The organism is Roseibium sp., from assembly GCF_048260565.1.
In the GTDB taxonomy this organism is placed as follows: Bacteria; Pseudomonadota; Alphaproteobacteria; order Rhizobiales; family Stappiaceae; genus Roseibium.
This window is the reverse complement of the sequence record NZ_JBLXGP010000002.1, coordinates 86,003-106,198: the sequence shown is the minus strand read 5'-3', so window position 1 is coordinate 106,198 and position 20,196 is coordinate 86,003. Positions and strand designations below refer to the sequence as shown.

Sequence of the window (20,196 nt, the reverse complement as noted above, 5' to 3'; positions counted from 1 at the left end):
ATGGCAGGAACTCTCTACGGGGTCGGGCTCGGCCCCGGCGATCCGGAGCTTCTGACGCTTAAGGCCCATCGTCTGATCTCCACGGCGAAGGTGATTTCCTATCCGGCACCGGATACGGGCCCGAGCTTCGCCCGCGCCATTGCCGCCGGCTACTTTCCGGAAGGCGTCCGGGAAATCCCGGTGGTCATCCCGATGCGCGAGAGCCGGTTTCCGGCAAAAGAGATCTACGACCGGGCGGCAAAGGAAATCGCTGAAGTACTCGACTCCGGTACCGACGTCGTCACCCTGTGCGAGGGAGATCCGTTCTTCTACGGCTCCTACATGTATGTGTTCGAACGGCTGGCGGAACGTTACCCGACGGTGATCGTGCCCGGCGTGACCTCCCTGACCGCCTGCGCGGCGGCGCTACGGCGGCCGCTGACCAGCCGGACCGACGTGCTCACCGTCATTCCCGGGACCCTGCCCGATGACGACATCCGCGCGCGGATCGACAGCGCCCAGTCGATCGCCATCATGAAGGTCGGCCGTCATGTCGGCCGCCTTAAGGCGCTGCTCGACGACCTCGGGTTGACCGACCGGGCCGGTTACGTGGAGCGCGCCAGCCTCGACGAACAGAAGGTGCTGCCCCTTGCCGACTTCACCGGCGACAAAGCGCCTTATTTTTCCATGATCCTCATATACAAGGGAGATGAAGCGTGGACGCTTCCCCCATCGTTCTCGTCCTGAATTCCGCCGGTCTTGAGACCGCAAAGCGTATCGAAGCAGGGCTTCCAGGTTCCGCAATCCACGGGCTTGCCGGCCGGATCCGCGAGGCGGATACGCTGTTCAGCGAAACCATCGCCCATATCCGCATGCTGTTTTCCGCGGGGCACCCCATTGTCGGCGTGTGCGCCAGCGGCATCCTGATCCGTGCGCTTGCGCCGCTTCTGTCCGACAAGCGCGCCGAGCCGCCGGTGCTCGCCGTTTCCGAAGACGGTCAAAGCGTCGTGCCGCTGCTCGGCGGCCACCACGGCGCCAACGATCTGGCACGCCGGGTCGCAGGCCTTCTTGACGGGCATGCCGCCGTGACGACCGCCGGCGATACCGCGCTTGGAATTGCGCTGGACGCCCCGCCGAAAGGCTGGCGGATCGCCAACCCCGAAGATGCCAAGCCGGTCATGGCAGAGCTTCTCTCCGGAGCCGCGGTGCGCCTTGAGGGTAACGCCGACTGGTTGGAACAGGCCGCGCTCTCGACAAGCGCCGACGCGGCGATCACCCTTGCCGTGACCGAAAAACCGGACCCCGGCTCGCCGACCCGGCTGGTGTTCCATCCGCAGACCCACGTGGTCGGCGTCGGCTGTGCCCGGGGCTGCGACGCTCAGGAACTGATCGATCTTGTCGATACGGCCCTCGCCCAGGCGAACATCGCCAGGGGCAGCGTTGCCTGTGTCGCCAGTCTCGACCTCAAGGCGGATGAGCCGGCAATGGCCGCACTTGCGCAGCATCTCGGCGTGCCGTTCCGGGTTTTCTCAGCAGACCGGCTGGAACAGGAAACGCCCCGGCTGAAAAATCCGTCCGACGTGGTCTTCGAAGAAGTCGGCTGCCACGGAGTTTCAGAAGGCGCTGCCCTTGCCGGTGTCGACGCCGACGGTGAGCTGGTTGTCGAGAAACAAAAGACCGCCAATGCGACCGTTGCCATCGCCCGGGCGCCGCAGCCGGTCGACCCGGATCTTGCCGGCCGCGCGCGCGGGCATCTTTCCGTGATTGGCATCGGACCTGGTCAGGACGCCTGGCGCACGCCGGAGGCGACGCGCCTGCTGGCGGACGCGGAAGAGGTTGTCGGCTACTCGCTCTACCTCGACATCGTCGCACCCCACATCAAGGGCAAGACCCGCCACGACTTCCCGCTCGGCAAGGAGGAAGACCGGGTGCGCTTTGCCCTGGAACGCGCCGGCGAAGGCCGCAACGTCGCGCTGGTGTCCTCGGGCGATGCCGGCATCTACGCCATGGGCGCATTGGTCTACGAACTGCTCGACCGGGATACGGACAACGGCGGCGTCTCGGATGCCGCAAAGCGCGTCAGCCTCGTCAACGCGCCGGGAATTTCCGCGCTGCAGGCGGCGTCCGCCCGCATCGGCGCGCCGCTCGGCCACGACTTCTGCGCCATTTCCCTGTCCGATCTGCTCACCCCCTGGGAGGCGATCGAGAAGCGGCTTAGGGCGGCGGCCGAGGGCGACTTCGTTGTCGCCTTCTACAATCCGGTCTCCAAGCGGCGCCGGTCGCAGTTGGCGACTGCACGCGAAATCCTGCTGACGCACCGCCCCGCCGACACGCCGGTGGTGCTCGGCGTCAATCTCGGTCGCCCGGAAGAAACGCTCCGCGTCACCACCCTCGGCGCGCTGACCGTGGATGAAGTCGACATGCTGACGACGGTGCTGGTCGGGTCTTCCAACAGCCGGGCGGTCACGCGCGGCGACGGCAGACCCTTCGTCTATACCCCGCGCGGTTACGCCAAGCGGATCGACGCGCCTAAAGAAAATACTAAGCAAGAAAAAACAGGAGAAACGGCATGACGGTCTATTTCATCGGCGCGGGACCCGGCGACCCGGACCTGATCACCGTTCGCGGGCTGAAGCTGATCCAGGCCTGCCCGGTCTGTCTTTATGCGGGCTCGCTGGTGCCGGAGGAAATCGTCACCGCGGCTCCTAGCGACGCAAGGGTCATCGACACCGCGCCGATGACGCTTGACGACATTATCGCCGAGATCGAGGACGCTCATGGCAAGGGGGCCGACGTCGCCCGCGTTCATTCCGGCGATCCGTCGATCTATGGCGCGACGGCTGAACAGATGCGCCGGCTGGATGCGCTCGGCATTCCCTATGAAGTCGTTCCCGGCGTGCCGGCCTTCGCGGCCGCCGCTGCCGCGCTCAAGATGGAACTCACCATTCCCGAAGTCGCGCAGACGATCATCGTCACCCGCACCTCGATGAAATCCTCGGCCATGCCCAACAACGAGGATCTTGAAACGCTCGGTAAAAGCGGGGCGACGCTTGCCATTCACCTGTCGATCCGAAACTTGCGCGAAATAGAGCGCAAGCTGGCACCGCTTTACGGGGCCGACTGCCCGGTGATCGTCGCCTACCGGGTCGGTTGGCCGGACCAGGCCTTCATCCACGGCACGCTGTCGACCATCGCGGACGAAGTGCGCAAGGCGAAGATCACCCGCACCGCACTGATCTTTGTCGGGCATGCTCTCAAGCCGGCTCAGGACTTCCGGGATTCGGCGCTCTACGATGCAGACCATGTGCATGTTCTGCGGCCGAAGAAGAAGGCGAAGGGCTGATCCGGGTCAGCGGAGACCGATCACATGGGCAAAGGAGCCCATGACGCTTCCGACGCGCAGGCCCATATCGGCAACGGCAGTCCCTTCCGCGTCGGTGGCCGCAAACAGCCGTTCCGCGTTTCCCTCGCGCAGAGTGGTCGCGTAATGGAATTCATGCGCCGCCAGCTGCTGCGCCCATGGCAGGTCTGAACGAGGTGTGAGCACCCGGTAGCCGAGGTGGCGTTTTCTAGCCGCGAAGCTGGTATCGAGCGGCAACAGGCCGAGCATTTCATGGCGCGCGCCCTGCGCATCGACAAGCCCCTCGCCCAGGGCCATATAACCGCCGCACTCGCCATAGATCAGCGTCCCGCGTGCGGCGGCCTCCCGCATGGCTTCTCGGAAACTGCCGGCCGCGGCAAGGGCGCCTGCATGCAGTTCCGGGTAGCCGCCGGGCAGGAAGATGGCATCGGCGTCAGGATCGGGCGTCTCGTCGGCAAGCGGCGAAAAGAAACGCACGTTCGCCCCGGCCTTGCGCCAACCCTCCAGCACATGGGGATAGGAAAAGGCAAAGGCGACATCGCGGGCAACCGCGATCCGCTGGCCAAGCGGCGGCAGGAGCGCAGCGGGTTCTTGAGGCCGTGTGAGCGGTGCGGCCAGTTCGACGAAGCGCTCGAGATCGATCCGCTCCGCGCACAGGGCCGCAGCCTGTTCCAGGAAGCAATCGAGATCGCCATGTTCTTGCGCCTGCACCAGACCCAGGTGGCGTTCCGGCAGAACCAGATCGTCCATCCTCGGAAGGGCTCCGAGCACGGACACGCCGAGCGGGGCCAGGGCATCGCGCAGCATCTTTTCGTGGCGCGGACTGCCCACCTTGTTGAGGATCACCCCGGCGACCGTCACGTCCTCCCGGAACGTCCGGAAGCCGTTGACCAGAGCCGCGACCGATTGGGCCTGTTTGCCGCAATCGATCACGAGGACGACCGGCACGCCGAGGTGGCCTGCGAGATCCGCCGCAGATCCCTTGCCGCTGGCCGCTCCGTCGAAAAGCCCCATGGCACCTTCAACGATCAGGAGATCGGCAGCTTCCGCGTGAGAACGCCCAAGCGCGCGGACCGTCTCCGGCGTCATCGCCCAGGCATCGAGATTGATACAGGGCCGGCCGCTTGCCGCCTCGTGGAATTTGGGATCGATGTAATCCGGCCCCGACTTGGCGGAGACGATTTTACGGCCGGCGTTCTTCAGCGCCCGTAGCAGCGCGAGCGTCACCGTCGTCTTGCCCGCCCCCGACTGGGGCGCGGCGATCAGGAGGCCTCTTGGATTAGCGCCTGCCATCCGTGATCATCAACCGGCGTCGGAGGTCCGAGCCTCCGACAGGCCGAGCGGATCAGCCTCCAGAAGACGGCCGGACAGGGCGCCCATCCAGTCGAGCCCGGCCCGCAGACGCACCACCTCCCCGACACAGACGACCGCCGGCGGCTCCAGATTTGCCGCCGCCGCATCCGTGGCACAGCGCCCGAGCGTCGTCTCCAGAACCTGTTGGCCCGTAAGGGACGCATTGCACACAATACCCACAGGCTCGTCCACAGACCGTCCACCGGTTATCAGTTTGCCGGCTATGGTTTCCAGATGCTTCATCGCCATGTACATGACGATTACCGGAGAGCCCTTGGCGATGCCTTCCCAGTTGATTGCATCCGGCGTCAGTCCGGTCTGGTCGTGACCGGTCAGAAAGGTCACCGCCTGATTGGTGTCGCGGTGGGTCGCCGGAATGCCGGCATAGGCCAGACCGCCGATGCCCGCGGTGATGCCCGGAATGATCCGGAACGGGATACCGGCGCCGACAAGGCCGAGCGCTTCCTCGCCGCCCCGGCCGAAAACGAAAGGATCGCCGCCCTTCAGGCGCAGCACCCTCTTTCCCGCCTTCGCATAGTCGATCAGCTTCAAGGTGATGTCGCGCTGCTTCGGACTGGGTTTGCCGCCACGCTTGCCGGCGTATTCCCGGTGCGCCTCGGGCCGTGCCCAGGACAGGATACTCTCATCGACCAGCGCGTCATAGACGATCACATCCGCCTGCCTGAGGCCGTTCAGGGCATGCAAAGTCAAAAGGCCCGGATCCCCCGGCCCAGCGCCCGCCAGCCAGACCCAACCCGGTTCGAAAGCCGGCAGTTTTCCAGGAAGGTTCGCGATTTCTGTTTCCGTCGACATGATCCCGTTCTATCCGGCCTTGCCGGGAACGCCAAGCGCTATGGCAACCTGAATGCGCGCACATGCGACATGGGCTGCAAATCACCGGTGCCACAGCCGAATTTCACGTTATAAAGGCAGCCATGAGCGGAGCCGATCCTCAACACCTCAGACGCGGCTGGACGACGGGCGCCTGTGCCACGGGAGCGGCCAAGGCGGCCTTCACCGCCCTTGCCACGGGCGATTTTCCCGACCCTGTGGATATTTCTCTCCCCAGGGGCGGCAGCACAGCTTTTGCCCTTGCCCGTCATGACCTGGACAACGGGTCCGCCACTGCCGCAATCATCAAGGATGCGGGTGACGATCCGGACGTCACCCATGGCGCCCTTGTCAGCGCAACGGTCCGGTGCTTGCCAGCGGGAAGCGGCCTTGTGTTCAAGGCCGGCGAAGGGGTCGGCACCGTCACCCGGCCCGGCCTGCCGATCCCGCCCGGAGAACCGGCGATCAACCCGGTACCGCGGGAGATGATGCGCCAGGCGATCGCGGAAGTCTCGGTACAGACCGGTCTTGCAGGAGACGTGGAGATCGAGATCTCCATCGAAAACGGTGAGGAGCTCGCGAAAAAGACCCTGAACGGCCGGCTCGGCATTGTCGGCGGCCTCTCGATCCTCGGCACCACCGGGATCGTACGACCGTTTTCCTGTGCCGCCTGGATCGCCTCGATCCATCGGGGGATCGATGTCGCCCGGGCGACAGGCATGACCCATGTGGTCGGCGCGACCGGTTCCACCTCGGAAGGAGCAGTGCGGGCCCGCTACGAGCTGGATGAGGCCGCCTATCTCGACATGGGCGACTTTGCCGGCGGGCTGTTGAAATACCTGCGCGCCCATCCCGTCCCCCGCCTGACACTGGCCGGGGGCTTTGCCAAGTTCACCAAGCTGGCGCAAGGCGCGCTTGACCTGCATTCGGCCCGCAGCCGGGTCGATTTCGCCTTTCTCGCGGACCTGCTCGCGGACCAGGGCGCACCGCAGGCGCTACGCGATGCCGCGCTCCACGCGAACACGGCCAAGGAGGTGCTGGACCAGTCCCTGGAAAGCGGGATCGACCTCAGCACGCCATTGGCGCGCAGGACAAAGGCCGCCGTCCTGGAGATCCTGCGCGGCGCGCCTGTGGAAGTGGAAGTTCTGATCGTCGACCGGAGCGGCCGTGTCACTGGGGAAACCGGCTGGGATGACTGAGAGACACCATGTCCTCCTCCTAGCGGGAACGCCCGAGGCCAGACAACTGGCGCGGACGCTCGCCGAACGCTTTCCCGATGTCCGGCTAACGGCGTCCTTTGCCGGCGCGGTGTCGGATATTCCCGACCCCGGCATTCCGGCGAGAACCGGCGGCTTCGGTGGTGCGGCAGGTCTCGCCGCGTTCATCGATGAGGAACACGTGACGCTCGTCATCGACGCCACCCATCCCTTTGCGGACCGCATAAGCCGCAACGCCGTGGAAGCCGCAAAGGACACGGGCGTGCCGTTGGTCCGGTTCGAACGGCCGGAATGGCTTCGGCAAACAGGCGACCGATGGCAACGCGTTTCGAGCCTCGCGGAGGCTGCCGAAAGGCTCCCGGCCGAGGCGCGCGTCTTTCTGGCAATCGGCCGCAAGGAAATTGCGGCCTTCACTCATCGAACGGATCTGTTTGCGGTGGCGCGGATGATCGAGCCGCCGGAGGTTCCGCTTCCTGCTCACTGGCATCTGGAGCTGAGCCGGCCCGCACAATCCGTGGAGGCGGAGGAAGATCTCCTGCGCACATACCGGATCACCCATCTGGTATCGAAAAACAGCGGCGGCAGCCGGTCGCATGCCAAGATCGAGGCGGCCAGGCGTCTCGGGGTCTCGGTGATCATGATCGACCGGCCGGATCCTTCAGATACGCAGACATGTCGGGATAGGGAGGACGTCCTGCGCCTGGTCGCGCAGACCGTCACTTAGAGCTTGAGGAAGCCTTGCCGGATCGTTTCAGCGCGTGCATCTTGTAGAAGAACCTGGGAATCCCGATCAGATACCGTTTGGAAAGCCGGCGCGGCTCCTGCAGCAGGCGGAACAGCCACTCCAGACCGATGTTCTGGATCGGTTTAGGCGCCCGGATAACGGTGCCGGACATGAAGTCGAACAGAGCGCCGACGCCAATCGCGACGGTGGCTCCCGTCCGGTCCGCATGCTGCGCAATGAAGCGTTCCTGCCGAGGATTGCCCATGCCCACCAGGAGAAGATCCGGGCTGGCCGCTTTCACCGTCTCGCAGATCTCTTCCACATCGCCAAGGTCGAAATAGCCGTTTCGGAACCCGACGATTGAATGGTGCGGATAGGTTTCGGCTATATGCGCCCTGGCGGCCCGGACCTGTTCCTCGGCCGCGCCGAGCAGATAGATCCGCAAAGGGACACCGATTTCCTTCAGGATCGCGGGAACAAGGTCGGTGCCGTTGAGGTTGTCGGGAAAGCCCTTGCCGTGAATGATCTTGCTGGCCAGTTCCGTGCCCAGACCGTCATTGAACAGCGTCAGTGACTGGAGGGTTTCCGCATAAGCGGGATCATCGAGGGCGGAGAGGATCGTGTGGGCATTGCAGATGGCGATGTCCAGGCGCTGACGCGAAAGGACCGCGGTTCGGACCAGATCGATCGCCTCGTCCCGCTCCATGCGCAATATACTCAGCGGACCGATTTCCGCCGTATCGATCTCCCGTATGAAGTCGATGTCCTGATTTCGTGCCAGCATCGGATTGCTCAGACCCTTAACGATTATTATTCCGAATTCGGATAGGCCGTTTTACGGAGGGTAATATAGGCCCTTTTTGTAAAAACTGAATAAACTTTGCTTGTTCGATCTTTATTAGGTTAACCGTAACCTAACCTATACATGACGATAATATTAACTTTACCAAATATACACGTTAAAAATTCTCCACCTTTGAGCAACACCTGCTTTCCGGTCAATTTAGATGGTTGATAAAAAGCGCGAATGTCGCCACCAGGCAGGATTTGCAAACTGTTAATCATGTTTGTTCATCTTCGCAGGTGTTCCGCCTTCTGCGCGCGGGCCTGCGCGTCGCGATCGCTACCTCCTGACACCCCCAGCTTGGGTCAAGGCAATGTTTCGTTCCAGTCTGCTCTGCCCAGGGCCCTTACGTCGTCGATTGTCATGGAGTGCAGGAGTGCCGCGGAATGATTGAAATTTCCCAACTACCGGGTCTTTTGCGCAGACACCTGATATGGCTCATCGTGACGCCCGCTGTTTTCATGGCGCTTGCGCTGATCTATGTCGTCTTGAAAACGCCGGTTTATCGCTCTACGGCAACGCTGCTGGTCGAGCCGCAGGGTCTGCAAATTCAGGCCATGCAACAAAACGGCACAGGCCCTGCTCCTGCAATTCAAACGCTCCAGATCGACAGTCAGGCCTATGTCATCCTATCAGCCGCAGTGCTCAATGATGTCGCCAACAAGCTCAATCTCGATGACAACCCGATCTTCAATCAAACCGGACTGCTGAGCGGTCTTCTCGGCAAGCCGGCGAGCATGCAAAGCCAAACTGAAAAACGGGCTGCGATCATCGTGGCGCTGCGGGAGATGATTCAGGTTACCCGCATTTCCGGGTCGTTCGTTTTCCAGATCCGCGCCAGCACCCCTTCGCCAAACCTGGCGGCCCAAATCGCGAACGAAACCGCCAACTCCTATATCGCCCAGACCCTCCTTTCGCGCAACGAAACCTTGGCGAGAGCCGGTTCATCATTCAGCAAGCAAGCCTCCGAATTACGCGCACGTCTCGACAAGGCGGAAACGGCCGTCGAGACCTATAAAGCGAAACACGGGCTGATCAGCACAGGTGCCGGCGGGCTGGTGGTGGACCAGCAAATTCAGGCGCTTAACACCCAGATCGCTCAAGCCAAGTTGGAGCTTGAAAAGGCAAAGACCGCTTATCTTCTCGCCGAACCGATGACAGCTGCAGATGTGGAAGGCGGTTTGGTTCCGCAAACAGGCGAAAGCACGGTCCTCAGCTCACTCCGGCTTGAGCATTCGCGGATAGCGCAGCAGAGGGCGGAAGCTGCCACAACGCTTGGCGCCAACCATCCCAAGCTCAAGGAATTGAGTTCACAACTCGCCAATACACAGCTTCAGATCCAGAACGAACTGCAACGTTTAAAGAGGGCACTGAAAAACACCTACGAACAGGCTAAAGGCACACTCACAGCTCTGGAACAGCAATCTCAAGCGCTGCAGTCCGAAAACTCTGTTCAGGGCAAAGCCTTGATCGAACTGAGGCAGTTACAAAGCGAGGCAGATGCCAGCCGAGCGATCTATGAAACCTTTCTCCAACGCTCGAAGGAACTGGAAGAGCAGCCCAAAATCGATAACGACGGTTCACAGGTGCTCTCCGAAGCCCAGGTGCCAACGGCACCGAGCGGGCCTCGAAAGATTATTGTGCTTGTTGCCGCGGGGGCCTTCGGCTTTGCGGTGGCCGCGTCGGTTATCGTCGGCCTGGCACTGTTGAGCGGCAAGGTCACATCCGAGCGCGAACTCGCCACAAGAACCGGCGTCCCGGTGCTTTCGCTGGTTCCAACCGATCATCCGGGTTCACTCGACAGTCTCGCCAAGCTGGTCCCGTGGCTTTCCCGGCGAGCGGCCAACGATGAAACGGCACGCAGCTTGGCCCTGACGCGAGTCGCTTATAGTCTGCGGCAAACATTTGAGGACGCCCGTCCGACTACCATTCTAGTGCTCTCGACAAACAATGACCTCGACATCAGGTCTCTCACGCGCGAGATCGCGTTGCAGCTTAACGAAATGGGGGAATACGTTCTCTTGGCCCATGGATACGGATCCAGAAGCAAAGCCAGGAGCACCAGGCCGCTGACATTCCGGAAAGCCGGAAAAAAAGGGAAACACAATTCGAAAGTGGAGCTTCTGGCAAAAGTGGCGGTAGCGGCCGGGGACTATGCCTCTGGCGGCCATCTCGCCACGGCCAGGCAGGAGCAGGATAGCGGCCGGCTCTCAAACTACCTTTCCGTCGAACGGATCGACGCTCATCGCAAATACGCCTCTTGTGCATCGATCGCCGAAGGCGCGGAGGATTTTCTGATCATAGACTGCGGCCCGGCGAGCGACAGTCCGATCCTTCCGGTCCTTTTGAAGCATTGCGACGGCATCGTTCTGGTTAGCGAAATCGGCGAGACCAATTTCCGGGATCTGGATCGCACGCTGGCTTATCTGGAACCATGGCACGACCGGGTAATCGGCAATGTCGTACTCTCGTCCGCTTGAAGCTTCCTGGCCCGCCGGCGACGTCTCCTCCGATCCCGGAAACAAGTACACTGTCTGGCTGACGCTTGTCACTGCCGTCATCCTCGGCACGATGACGTTCAATTTCATGCTTGCGTTCGTCAACACGAACATCATGGGGATCCGGGACAGTCATGTGATGCTGTCTGAAATGGTCCTTATTTCCGTAGGTCTTCTTCTGGCGCTGGATCGGAGAGCAAGCTTATACGTCGTACTTACGCTTTATCTCAGTTACATGGCATTCATTTTGTCCCTTCGCCCGGAACTCGATTTGAAGGCGATCCGTGACATATTGATTCCATTGGTTTTTTATGCCCTGGGACGCAAGGTCGAACGCATCGAGGACGCCGACAGGGTTGTCTTCCTGAGTGCCTACCTCGTGCTGGCGGTCGGTTTGTTCGAATTTCTATTCCTCGATCTCTTCACGTCTTTCGTGAATATCTTCCAGTATTACGTCGCCCGCGGGACCCTGACAGCGGATTCCAACTTCGTTGAAGGCTCCAATTTGTTCATCTCCAGCACCCGGATTGGCGGCCGTAATTTCTTGCCGTTTCTCGGCAACATCCGCGCCTCCTCCGTGTTTCTGGAACCGGTGACCATGGGCAACTATGGCGCCTTTCTCTGTCTCTGGGCCTTCTTTCGTCGGGATATGGCCTGGCGGTGGCTGTTGTTCGTTCTCGGCTTTACGGTCATTATTCTGGGCGACGCTCGTTTTGGGCTGTTCGTCACCTTCGCCTTTTTTGCCGTCGGACTCGTTCATCGCGCCCTGCCGCGCGCTGTCTTGTGGCTTGCCCCCTTTCTCGTAGCTCTTCTGCTCATTCTCTATGGCGGCTGGACCAACCAGGTCCATTGGGAAGACAACCTGCCAGGACGTGTCCTGAGTTCCGCTATGATCATGGCCAAGTTGGATTGGCAGGCGTATCTGGGAATAGCCCTGGATCTGCCATTCGTCGATGACAACGGCTATGCCTATTCCTTCAGCCAGATCGGCGTTGTCGGGGCTGCGTTTTTATGGGCGCTTTACATATTTGCCTCATCACACAGTGAGGACGCTGGAAAATTCAAAGCCCTCGCGACCGTTTTTATATGCCTGCTGCTTGTCGTTTCGAACTCGATATATTCGATCAAGCTTGCCGCCCTGTTCTGGTTTTGCGCCGGAGCTGCGGATATTGCCCGAAACGATCAATCCGAAAGCAGAGCCGGAATTACGTCTCAAGAACGCAGAGCATCCATGTAAAGCTCGTCATAATGCCCGATCGTCGTCGACCATGCATGTTGCTCGGCGGAGACAACCGCTGACCTTCTCAAGGCGGGTGCGCGAACCAGTTCGGCCATGACGTGGGAAATCGTGCCCGCGGCCTGTTCCGGATCGGCAAAATCGGCCAGATGCACCATCGGATGACGTTCGGCAAGCGCCCTGAATGCCGTGTTCGGCTGAACGACCGGAATAAGCCCGGCACTCAGGGCTTCGATCATGGCAATCCCGAAGCCCTCGTATTCTGAAGCGCTGACGAAGATGCTGCTTCTGGACAGGACATCGCAAACCGCCGTATCGGACAGGCCAAGATGAAGATGCACATGGCTTTTGAGATCCCGTGCCGCCGTCAATTCCTCAAGGTCAGCCACCGACAGATCGGATGGAGAACCGATGATGTCGAGTTGCCATGCCGGATCGCTGCGAACCAGAGACTGCAGCGCGTCCAGGGTCCGGTCGAGGCGTTTGTTGGCCGAAAACCGCCCAATGCTGACGAGCCGTTTTACAGGCATGGGTGCCGCGGCATCATGAAATTTCGACAGATCGACGCCGTTTTCGATCAGTCGTGCCTTGGTCGGCGCCAGTTTGCGGAACATCTCCAGATCATTATTCGAGCAACAGGCGATCCCGTCGTAAAGACGGGAAGACAAACGGGTCATCGTGTTGAGCCAGACTGTCTTGAAGCCGAGGCTCTGTTCGGTGTGAAAAAACCCGCCGTGGGTGGTCGCCACCAGCTTCCGACGGTGAAGCGGCTTTGTCAGTGCCAAAGCGTCGAAGAAGAAATCGACCGCGTGCACATGGATCAGATCCGCCTGCCCAAGATTTGAAAAAACTGCCGGTGCAACCGGATAACGGCTGCTGCCATAATAGGGGATCCGGCGAACCGGGATTCCGTCGATGATGACGTCTTCCGGCAGGAGCTGGTCCGGATGGGTGAACAGTCGATCGAGCGTCAATACCCGTACGGAGGCAAACCGGCCTTTCTGCCGGGCGACGAGATTACGGACGAAATCCTCCAATCCGCCAACCATCGGCGCGTACTGGCGGACCACATGCAGCAAGTGGACATTCGTAAACCCCTGCACGGGTTCAGCAGATTTCCCCTGGTCTCTGACGGGAGGGCTGGCATTCATGGACGGAACTTCCCTGGTGCCGGCCCTCACTAAAAAAGAGGACCGTCGAACGAACGGTTGGAATAATAGCGCCTTGAATTAAAAGACCCCTTGCCTCGCCTTTAAAAGAGAAGCCTAATTTCAATTAGAGTATCGAATGTGTTAATGGACCGGAGCTTCATGATCATGACGGATCGAAATGCGGGGAAACGGTTGAGGTCGTGGGCTCTTCTGTGTGCCGTTCTCGCCGCTACGCCGGTGCAGGCGGCCCCTTGCTTGCGCGGCATAAACCTTGCCGGGGCCGAGTTCGGATCAGCATCTGGCAAGTACGGCACGAACTATATCTATCCCTCGGACAAGACCGTTCTGTATTTCGCTCAAAAGGGCATGAATGTCATTCGATTGCCTTTCAAATGGGAACGGTTGCAGCCAAAGCTGAATGGCCCGCTCAACGAGGATGAGCTCAACCGGATCAAGGAAACCGTCGACCAAGCGTCCTCGCGCGGATTGACCACCATCCTCGATCCGCACAACTATGCGGGCTACAACCAGATAAAGCTCGGAGAGGGCGATGTCACCGCGGCGGCTTTCGCCAATTTCTGGGCTCGTCTGGCGCCCCATTTTGCAGGGCGAGCGGACGTCGTTTACCTTCTGATGAATGAACCGGCAGGAATTACCGCCGCAACATGGCTGGAGGCGATCAACGCCGGGATCGCAGCCATTCGAAAGGCCGGTGCCGACAATCTTGTCATGGTACCCGGAACGATCTGGACCGGCGCATCGCACTGGTTCGACCGGCAACCCGGCGGGTCAAACGCGGAAGTCTTGCGGAATGTCCGTGACCCTCAGAACCGGTTCGTGTTCGACATTCACCAGTACATGGACAGCGACTTTTCAGGAACGCACCAGACCTGTCCACGCGTCCAGGATGCGATCAAAGCACTCGAAGGCGTATCAGGCTGGTTCCGTCAGTACGGCTATGCGGGCTTCCTCGGCGAATTCGGCGGCACCGGCTCGCCTGACTGCCTGGACGGTCTCGCCCGGATCGCCGACTACATCAATTCCCAAGGCGACACCTGGATCGGCTGGAGCGCCTGGGCGGCGGGACCGTGGTGGGGTGACTATCCGCTTTCCCTGCAGCCCAAAGAAGGTGTCGACAAACCGCAGCTGAAGGTGCTGGAGCCTTATATCCGCGACGACGGTCTTGAAATGCCGGCCTGTCCCGCGCGCAAATAATTCGAGCAGCCTGCTCTCAATGTCCGGCCTGGTCTGCTTTTGCACTCTTGGCCAGCGTCACGATTTTTCCGGCAACTTCCCCCCAGCTCAGGATCCCTTCCCTGAACTTCTCGTTCCGCCCCATCGCAAGCGCCGTCTCTATTTTTCCCTTCCAGTCCTGCTCGTCATCGAGTGAATAACCAATCAGGTTGCCGCGCAGGTCCGGAATGAGATCAGGCGCCAGCACGGGCAGTCCGCAATAGGCATATTGCTGGAACTTGAGGCTGGTTTCGGCCAAATAGACATCGTCCATGGTCATCTTGTATGGCGCAATACCGAAATCCGCATACCTCATGTAGGGAATAAGTTCGGTAAAGGGCCGTTCGCCGTAGTCGATGACATTCGCAGGCACCGCCTCCGAAAACCTGGCCCCGAAGACATGATACGTCACATCGGGGGCCGCCTGCGCCATGGCCCGTACGGCACCTTCATCGAACAGCATATTTCCGACGGAAAGCGCATTCCGCGTTCCGGCTGGAAAGGGCGATGCGACATCAGCGTCGAACAGGTCCTTGTTGATCGCCTGGGGAACAATTTCGGTTCGGCAGTTCGCGGGGACCGATGACAAGATCCATGAGGATGGCGAAATCACGAGATCCAGTGTTTCGAACATTCGCTGCTCGACTTCACGCAATATCGGAGCCGCACCGATAGAAGGCAGCCAGTCTCTCTGAATATAGATGACTGTAGCATTCGGATTGAAACGCTTGATGGCATCGTAAAAACACAAGTCGCTTCCGGGCTCGAAAATAACGAGCTCTGCTTCGGCCAGAGGCTCTTTCCAATAGTGGGGAATAAAGCCCCCATAGAGCTTGAAGAACGGCCTGTTCAGTGCGTTCAGGAGCGGTCTTGCGGAACTGAAAGGATGCAGGACCGGGGCATAGGCTGAAACATTCAGCCCCGGTTGCGTCTCCACAAACCTGTTCTTGCGGTCGGGGGTCAGCTGTTTGAACAGGGCCTTGTCTTTCAACAACGTCAAATAGCTCATACCAACTGTAACCACATGCACGCTGTGTCCGGCTGCGGCCAATTCTTCTGCAATGAAGTGCGTGCTGACTTTCCGCGTCTCCGGAAAGAAGGGTCGCGTCGTGAGATTGAAAATCTTCATGGGAGACATGGTCCGCAAAGCTGCGGCATTCGCTTCGACGGCGTCATTTGTTACAGCGCTCCCATTCACTCCCCAGGAAAAGGTCGTAGTCCTCAGGTTGATAGGTTTCAAACCCGCCGGCGGGATAGAGCGTCATCTCCCCCAGACAGACCCAATCGTCAGAAGCGTAGAGATCGACCCGCATGAAGCTTATGCCACTGCTGAGCTTGCGCGCCACTTCCAGCATTTCTTCCAGCCTGGACGGCTTCGGTGCCTCTTCCGTGGAATAGAGATAATCCCCCGTGCGTACAGGAAGACGTTTCCAGTCGGGCGAATACGTGTACTCGTAAATTCCCTCGTCCTTCCGCAAACGCAGCTCGATGTGGACGACCTCGCCGTTGAAAGCGAACAGCCGGTAATCGGTCAGCGGCCGGTCGCCGTCCTCCAACATTTTTTCGATGATGATCCGGGGCGTCAGATTCTTGTAGGCCCATTCCCGGTTGACGCGATCGTGGCGTAGAGCCAACCAGTCTTCTTCGGGCCGGAGGGCCATGAGCTTTTCGATGTCCGACGACGTGCGAAGGAAAAAGCCGTGTGCGCTCGCATGGGTCGGTTTCACGACGACCGGCAGTGGAATGGAGTCCCACTCGACCTCTTCCAGGTTCGTCCCGACCCAATAGGTGGGAACCACATGTTCCTGACCCGCGCGTTCGGCGACGTACGGCTTGACGTCGACCTTGTCGACCAAAGTCGGATACAGCGGATTGCGGTCTTCGATCTTGCGAACCTGAAGCTTTTCGGTAAAGCGCCGGGCATGCTTCAGATCGGGAAAACGGCCAACGATGGTCGCATATTTGATCGCGAGATAAGGCCGGTCGGGAAGCACGGAAATCAGACGCCAGAACAAATGCCGCGCCCGCTTCCACAGAGGCGGTTTCCGGACCGCTCCGGGCGTGATGAAATCCATGAATTGTCCTTCCGGGTACGTTCTTAAACACCCTGAAACCGCTACGGGATCCGGGCAGCGGACCTCGGCCAGAATAAATGCCGAAACCTTGAATTTTTTGCTAAACGTCCTGCGAATTTTGACAAGCGTGCCCTTTGTGCCGGAGATGGGACAAAACACTCCGAAAAGACGTCTCTGACGACCCGGGCAAAAAGGCAGGACCCATGGGCAATTAGGGTTTCGCAAATCTGTTTCTGATAAAGATCGCACACTGCGGGCGCTCCCGTCCGGAAAAGCGCCCCTTACGCCCGGAAGCCGGACACGTCTTGTAATCGTATTGGTACCGGTGACCGCCTGGTCATCGCATGAAGGTATTGTCACCCCATGCAAAGTCTGATCAGTTCCAGCATCATCAACACGGTGGCCGGAATGGGTTCGCTGGTGGCCGGGCTATTCAGTACGGTCCTGATCGCACGCCTCCTGGGGGCAGACGGCACCGGATCGACGGCCTTCGCCCTGTGGCTGGTCTTTTCCGCGACCGCGCTTGCAGATCGCGGAATACCTTCCATTCTACTGCGTTACATTGCACGGGACAGCAATTCCGACGCTTCCGTCGGCGGCCTGACCAGAGCCCTTTATCCTCGGTTCCTATGGCCGATGATCACCGTGTTCGTCGGTTTCCTGCTCTACGCCGTCTGGGCCGGACTGACGGAGAGCTCCGAAGCCGGACTGCTGTGGGGCGTGACTGCGATCATCTTTCTGGTCTATGCCAACGGTAATCTTGCCATCGGCGCCGCCCGCGGTCTCAACCGGTTTCCCGAGATCGCACGTCTTACCGCCCTGGGCTGTCTTCTTCAGCTTCCGGTCATCGCCGCCGGCGCCTACTTCTTCGGGGCTCCCGGCGCGATGCTCGGCTACCTGGTTCGGCACCTGCCACAAGGCCTGGCTCTCTTCGGCTATCTGGCGGTCAAGTCCGATCCAAAGAACAATGTCGTGACGGACCAGATGCGACGCTACGGCCGGAACACCTGGATCGCCGGCGCACTTAACGTCTTCGTCCGCACCCGGATCGAGTTCCTCTTCATCGGCTGGTTCTTCACCATCACCGAGGTTGGCTATTTCGCCGCCGGCATGACCTTCAACAGTCTTATTGTCCAGTTTTCCATGTACATGCTTGCCGGGCTCACACCCGGCTTCGGCCGGCTGCACGACACCGAGAATAACGCGCAATTCGCGCTCAGTTACCAACGCGCCCTGCGCTGGATGAGCCTGATCCTGATGCCCGCCTGTTTCGGCGGCGCGGCGATCATGCCAGTGCTTCTGCCCCTTATGTTCGGCAGCGAGTTCACTCCCGCGATCAACATGTCGCTGGTGCTGACCCTGTTCACATTTTCCCAGGCGCTGTCCATGATCCCTCTGGCCGCGATCCAGGCACGCGAAAAAGATCAGACCATGCTGAATGCCACCGCGATCTCAGCCGTCATCCTGATCGCGCTCAACCTCGCGGTCACCCCCTTCTTCGGCGGTGAAGGCGCCGCATGGGTTCGCGCCGGCGTCAACATCGTCACTCTGGCCTGGCTCCTGCGACACGCTCAGACCGTTCTGAGGCTCCCGGCACCGCTGTCCAGCCTTGCGCGCATCGGATTCGCGGCCGCCCTCAGTGCAGGTACCGCATACGGCCTGCTTCTGACGATGCCTGAACTTGCCGGTCTCTGCATTGCAGTTCCGGCGGGCGCCCTCGTCTATCTGCTTGCGTTGCGGTTTTTGAGAGCAATCCCCAACGACGACATCGACAGCCTGTCTACCAGTCTGAGAAGGGCGCTTCCGGAACGTGTCGCCGGAATCGCGATCACTGTCGCCCGCCTGCTCAGGACTCCGCAACCGGCGGGCTGAAACCCGCCGAACCAATCACAGGAATGGAATAAGAAAGGTATTCGACCACCATGCCCCGTTCGGCCGCTATTCCGGTTTCCCTCGGAGACAACTTCGCCCTTTACCATCCGTCCTTCGGCGATACAGGCTACGTGATGTGCGGAGCCTGGGGTTTTGCCGAACTGTGCAGTCGCAAGTTCTTGCGCATACTGGCCGATGAACTCGCGGCAGCGGGATTTCCGGTGCTTCGCATCGATTATCCTGGAACCTGCAACATGCTGGATCCGGAACCGGATAGCGGGCTGGACGGTTGGGTGCAAACTGCGGTCGACGCCGCGAAGCGGCTTCAGGAAGTCTCCGGTTGCCGGCGTGTTCTTTTCTTTGGACTGAACATCGGCTCGACCATCGCCCTCATGGCGAGCCAGGCACTTGGTAATGTCGAAGGCGTCATTCTGGCCGACCCGGTTTTCAGTGGCCGCCGCTACATACGTGAGTTGCAACTCCACGCACAGATGACCGATGAAGGTCTCGGTATCGCCTTGTCGGGCAAAAAGAGTGATACGGGTTTTTCGGGTTTCAAGATGACCGAAAAACTGCAGGCGGACCTCAAGTCCGTAAACGTCGGAAAATTGGAACTCACATCGACTCCCCGCTGCCTGGTTCTGATGCGAACCGGGGATAGCAACGATATGGAAATGGCCGATCAGATCGAAGCCAAAGGGTGCAAGGTCGAACGGAGGGTTTTCAAAGGCTATGCCGAACTCATGGCCACACCCGCGACCTCGATCATATCGGACCAGCTGATCGCGGATGTCATTGCCTGGAGTCAAACGCATTTCGCCCCCCAGGAAGGATCGGATATTACACCGGCCCGGACGGATGCCGGACCCGTCATCCTGGATGGACAGGGCTTCACCGAGCAACCCGTCACTTTCGGACCCGACAACCGATATTTTGGCGTACTTTGCCGTCCGAAGGGCGAAACGACCGCGCCAGTGGCCGTTTTCCTCAATGCCGCTTACAATCATACCGTCGGCTGGGGCAGAATATGGGTCCGCGCAGCGCGCTACCTCGCCGAAAGGGGAATCCCGTCCTTTCGTTTCGACTTCGCAAACATCGGTGAAACGCCTCCGACGGAAGGCGAACCGGACCGGATCCTCTACACCTCCGGCCAAAGCTACGATCTGAAGATCGCTACCGATTACCTGACTGATACTCTGCCCAATCCGATCTTTCTGGTCGGGCGCTGCCTCGGTGCCTGGGCTTCTTTCCATTATGCCCATAGCGATCCGCGTATTCGCGGCATGATGCTGATTAATCAGCTAACGCTGATCGAGAAATCAAATTACAATATCGATGAGGCCCTCGTGAGCGGCGCCCGTCCAATGGAGGAATACCGGCATCGCGCGCGAAGTCTGTCGACCCTGAAACGCCTGGTAACCGGCCAGGTCGATGTGGTCAGTGCCGGCAGACACATCCTGTCTCATGTCAACGACCGCATTGCCCACAAACTTGCGCCCTATCTCGGGAACCTCACCGAAACAGGCCGAAACAGACGTGCTTGCCTCGGAATTTTCGAAACCCATGCGAAAAGGTCGGTCCCGATCTACATCGTGAATAGCGAGAACGACGGCAGCCTTGATGAACTCGCCACTTACTTCGGCGCCGATTTTGCCGGGCTAAAGGTCTATTCGAACGTGACGCAGACCCTCATTCCCAATGCTGACCATAATCTGACGCCGGAAGACTCCCAGCTGAGTCTGCTTAACCTTCTGGAAAGCGTTCTACTTGATCCGCGATGGAACGACACGCAGCCGCTCCAGTCTCAGGCAGCCGAATAGA

General features: G+C 60.0%; 16 protein-coding genes. 10 read left to right on the top strand and 6 right to left on the bottom strand.

Features of this window, described 5'->3' with window-relative positions; translation table 11 throughout:
- The 3 genes from cobI to cobM are packed head-to-tail and all read left to right on the top strand — an operon-like array spanning position 1 to position 3,322.
- Positions 1-726 carry a precorrin-2 C(20)-methyltransferase gene (gene cobI, locus ACN0SO_RS05120; RefSeq protein WP_417675232.1) on the top strand — a complete coding sequence of 242 codons (726 nt, stop codon included), beginning with the start codon at positions 1-3 and terminating at the stop codon, positions 724-726.
- Positions 696-2,552, top strand: coding sequence for a precorrin-3B C(17)-methyltransferase (gene cobJ, locus ACN0SO_RS05115; RefSeq protein WP_417675230.1), 1,857 nt, complete (start codon positions 696-698; stop codon positions 2,550-2,552). Before cobI ends, cobJ begins: the two co-directional genes overlap by 31 nt.
- Entirely contained in the window at positions 2,549-3,322 is a 774-nt protein-coding gene (gene cobM / locus ACN0SO_RS05110; protein ID WP_417675228.1) for a precorrin-4 C(11)-methyltransferase, read from the top strand. The genes cobJ and cobM overlap by 4 nt, the downstream gene beginning before the upstream one ends.
- Positions 3,323-3,328: 6 nt before the next feature.
- Here cobM and ACN0SO_RS05105 read toward each other — a convergent pair whose 3' ends face one another.
- Both ACN0SO_RS05105 and cobA read right to left on the bottom strand, forming a co-directional pair.
- Positions 3,329-4,633, bottom strand: a complete 1,305-nt coding sequence (locus ACN0SO_RS05105) for a cobyrinate a,c-diamide synthase (protein ID WP_417675226.1) — start codon at positions 4,631-4,633, stop codon at positions 3,329-3,331.
- A gap of 9 nt (positions 4,634-4,642) precedes the next feature.
- Complete coding sequence (gene cobA, locus ACN0SO_RS05100; protein WP_417675224.1) at positions 4,643-5,506, bottom strand: uroporphyrinogen-III C-methyltransferase; 864 nt, start codon at positions 5,504-5,506, stop codon at positions 4,643-4,645.
- A gap of 122 nt (positions 5,507-5,628) precedes the next feature.
- On the opposite strand from cobA, the gene ACN0SO_RS05095 reads away from it, so the two are divergent.
- Positions 5,629-6,723, top strand: a complete 1,095-nt coding sequence (locus tag ACN0SO_RS05095) for a cobalt-precorrin-5B (C(1))-methyltransferase (RefSeq protein ID WP_417675222.1) — start codon at positions 5,629-5,631, stop codon at positions 6,721-6,723.
- On the top strand, positions 6,716-7,465 hold the full coding sequence (locus ACN0SO_RS05090; protein WP_417675220.1) for a cobalt-precorrin-6A reductase: 750 nt from the start codon (positions 6,716-6,718) through the stop codon (positions 7,463-7,465). Before ACN0SO_RS05095 ends, ACN0SO_RS05090 begins: the two co-directional genes overlap by 8 nt.
- Here the strand turns inward: ACN0SO_RS05090 and ACN0SO_RS05085 are convergent.
- Entirely contained in the window at positions 7,458-8,249 is a 792-nt protein-coding gene (locus ACN0SO_RS05085; RefSeq protein ID WP_417675218.1) for a WecB/TagA/CpsF family glycosyltransferase, read from the bottom strand. The two genes, ACN0SO_RS05090 and ACN0SO_RS05085, sit on opposite strands and share 8 nt — an antisense overlap.
- Positions 8,250-8,695: 446 nt before the next feature.
- Here ACN0SO_RS05085 and ACN0SO_RS05080 point away from each other — a divergent pair, with 446 nt between their 5' ends.
- Both ACN0SO_RS05080 and ACN0SO_RS05075 read left to right on the top strand, forming a co-directional pair.
- Positions 8,696-10,789: a Wzz/FepE/Etk N-terminal domain-containing protein gene (locus ACN0SO_RS05080; RefSeq protein ID WP_417675216.1), complete on the top strand. Its 2,094-nt coding sequence runs from the start codon at positions 8,696-8,698 to the stop codon at positions 10,787-10,789.
- Between the two features lie 157 nt (positions 10,790-10,946).
- Entirely contained in the window at positions 10,947-12,044 is a 1,098-nt protein-coding gene (locus ACN0SO_RS05075) for a UDP-phosphate alpha N-acetylglucosaminyltransferase (protein WP_417675214.1), read from the top strand.
- Here ACN0SO_RS05075 and ACN0SO_RS05070 read toward each other — a convergent pair.
- Positions 12,020-13,147, bottom strand: a complete 1,128-nt coding sequence (locus ACN0SO_RS05070; protein ID WP_417675212.1) for a glycosyltransferase family 4 protein — start codon at positions 13,145-13,147, stop codon at positions 12,020-12,022. The genes ACN0SO_RS05075 and ACN0SO_RS05070 overlap by 25 nt on opposite strands.
- A gap of 213 nt (positions 13,148-13,360) precedes the next feature.
- Between ACN0SO_RS05070 and ACN0SO_RS05065 the strand changes: the two genes are divergently transcribed.
- Positions 13,361-14,410 carry a glycoside hydrolase family 5 protein gene (locus tag ACN0SO_RS05065; protein ID WP_417675210.1) on the top strand — a complete coding sequence of 350 codons (1,050 nt, stop codon included), beginning with the start codon at positions 13,361-13,363 and terminating at the stop codon, positions 14,408-14,410.
- Between the two features lie 16 nt (positions 14,411-14,426).
- Here the strand turns inward: ACN0SO_RS05065 and ACN0SO_RS05060 are convergent, their stop codons facing one another.
- Both ACN0SO_RS05060 and ACN0SO_RS05055 read right to left on the bottom strand, forming a co-directional pair.
- Positions 14,427-15,557: a polysaccharide biosynthesis protein GumK gene (locus tag ACN0SO_RS05060; RefSeq protein ID WP_417675208.1), complete on the bottom strand. Its 1,131-nt coding sequence runs from the start codon at positions 15,555-15,557 to the stop codon at positions 14,427-14,429.
- Positions 15,558-15,600: 43 nt separating this feature from the next.
- A complete protein-coding gene (locus ACN0SO_RS05055; protein WP_417675206.1) occupies positions 15,601-16,503 on the bottom strand; it encodes an ATP-grasp fold amidoligase family protein in 903 nt (300 codons plus the stop codon).
- A gap of 363 nt (positions 16,504-16,866) precedes the next feature.
- Here ACN0SO_RS05055 and ACN0SO_RS05050 point away from each other — a divergent pair, with 363 nt between their 5' ends.
- A complete protein-coding gene (locus tag ACN0SO_RS05050; RefSeq protein ID WP_417675204.1) occupies positions 16,867-18,375 on the top strand; it encodes a lipopolysaccharide biosynthesis protein in 1,509 nt (502 codons plus the stop codon).
- A 50-nt stretch (positions 18,376-18,425) separates the two neighbouring features.
- Positions 18,426-20,195, top strand: coding sequence for a hypothetical protein (locus tag ACN0SO_RS05045; protein ID WP_417675202.1), 1,770 nt, complete (start codon positions 18,426-18,428; stop codon positions 20,193-20,195).
- Position 20,196: the final 1 nt, after the last annotated feature.

Excerpts from the sequence above, each read along its gene's own strand:
- cobI (WP_417675232.1), top strand. The coding sequence starts at position 1 with ATGGCAGGAACTCTCTACGGGGTCGGGCTCGGCCCCGGCGATCCGGAG.
- cobM (WP_417675228.1), top strand. The coding sequence starts at position 2,549 with ATGACGGTCTATTTCATCGGCGCGGGACCCGGCGACCCGGACCTGATC.
- ACN0SO_RS05105 (WP_417675226.1), bottom strand. The coding sequence starts at position 4,633 with ATGGCAGGCGCTAATCCAAGAGGCCTCCTGATCGCCGCGCCCCAGTCG.
- cobA (WP_417675224.1), bottom strand. The coding sequence starts at position 5,506 with ATGTCGACGGAAACAGAAATCGCGAACCTTCCTGGAAAACTGCCGGCT.
- ACN0SO_RS05095 (WP_417675222.1), top strand. The coding sequence starts at position 5,629 with ATGAGCGGAGCCGATCCTCAACACCTCAGACGCGGCTGGACGACGGGC.
- ACN0SO_RS05090 (WP_417675220.1), top strand. The coding sequence starts at position 6,716 with ATGACTGAGAGACACCATGTCCTCCTCCTAGCGGGAACGCCCGAGGCC.
- ACN0SO_RS05085 (WP_417675218.1), bottom strand. The coding sequence starts at position 8,249 with ATGCTGGCACGAAATCAGGACATCGACTTCATACGGGAGATCGATACG.
- ACN0SO_RS05080 (WP_417675216.1), top strand. The coding sequence starts at position 8,696 with ATGATTGAAATTTCCCAACTACCGGGTCTTTTGCGCAGACACCTGATA.
- ACN0SO_RS05075 (WP_417675214.1), top strand. The coding sequence starts at position 10,947 with ATGCTGTCTGAAATGGTCCTTATTTCCGTAGGTCTTCTTCTGGCGCTG.
- ACN0SO_RS05065 (WP_417675210.1), top strand. The coding sequence starts at position 13,361 with ATGACGGATCGAAATGCGGGGAAACGGTTGAGGTCGTGGGCTCTTCTG.
- ACN0SO_RS05060 (WP_417675208.1), bottom strand. The coding sequence starts at position 15,557 with ATGAAGATTTTCAATCTCACGACGCGACCCTTCTTTCCGGAGACGCGG.
- ACN0SO_RS05055 (WP_417675206.1), bottom strand. The coding sequence starts at position 16,503 with ATGGATTTCATCACGCCCGGAGCGGTCCGGAAACCGCCTCTGTGGAAG.
- ACN0SO_RS05050 (WP_417675204.1), top strand. The coding sequence starts at position 16,867 with ATGCAAAGTCTGATCAGTTCCAGCATCATCAACACGGTGGCCGGAATG.
- ACN0SO_RS05045 (WP_417675202.1), top strand. The coding sequence starts at position 18,426 with ATGCCCCGTTCGGCCGCTATTCCGGTTTCCCTCGGAGACAACTTCGCC.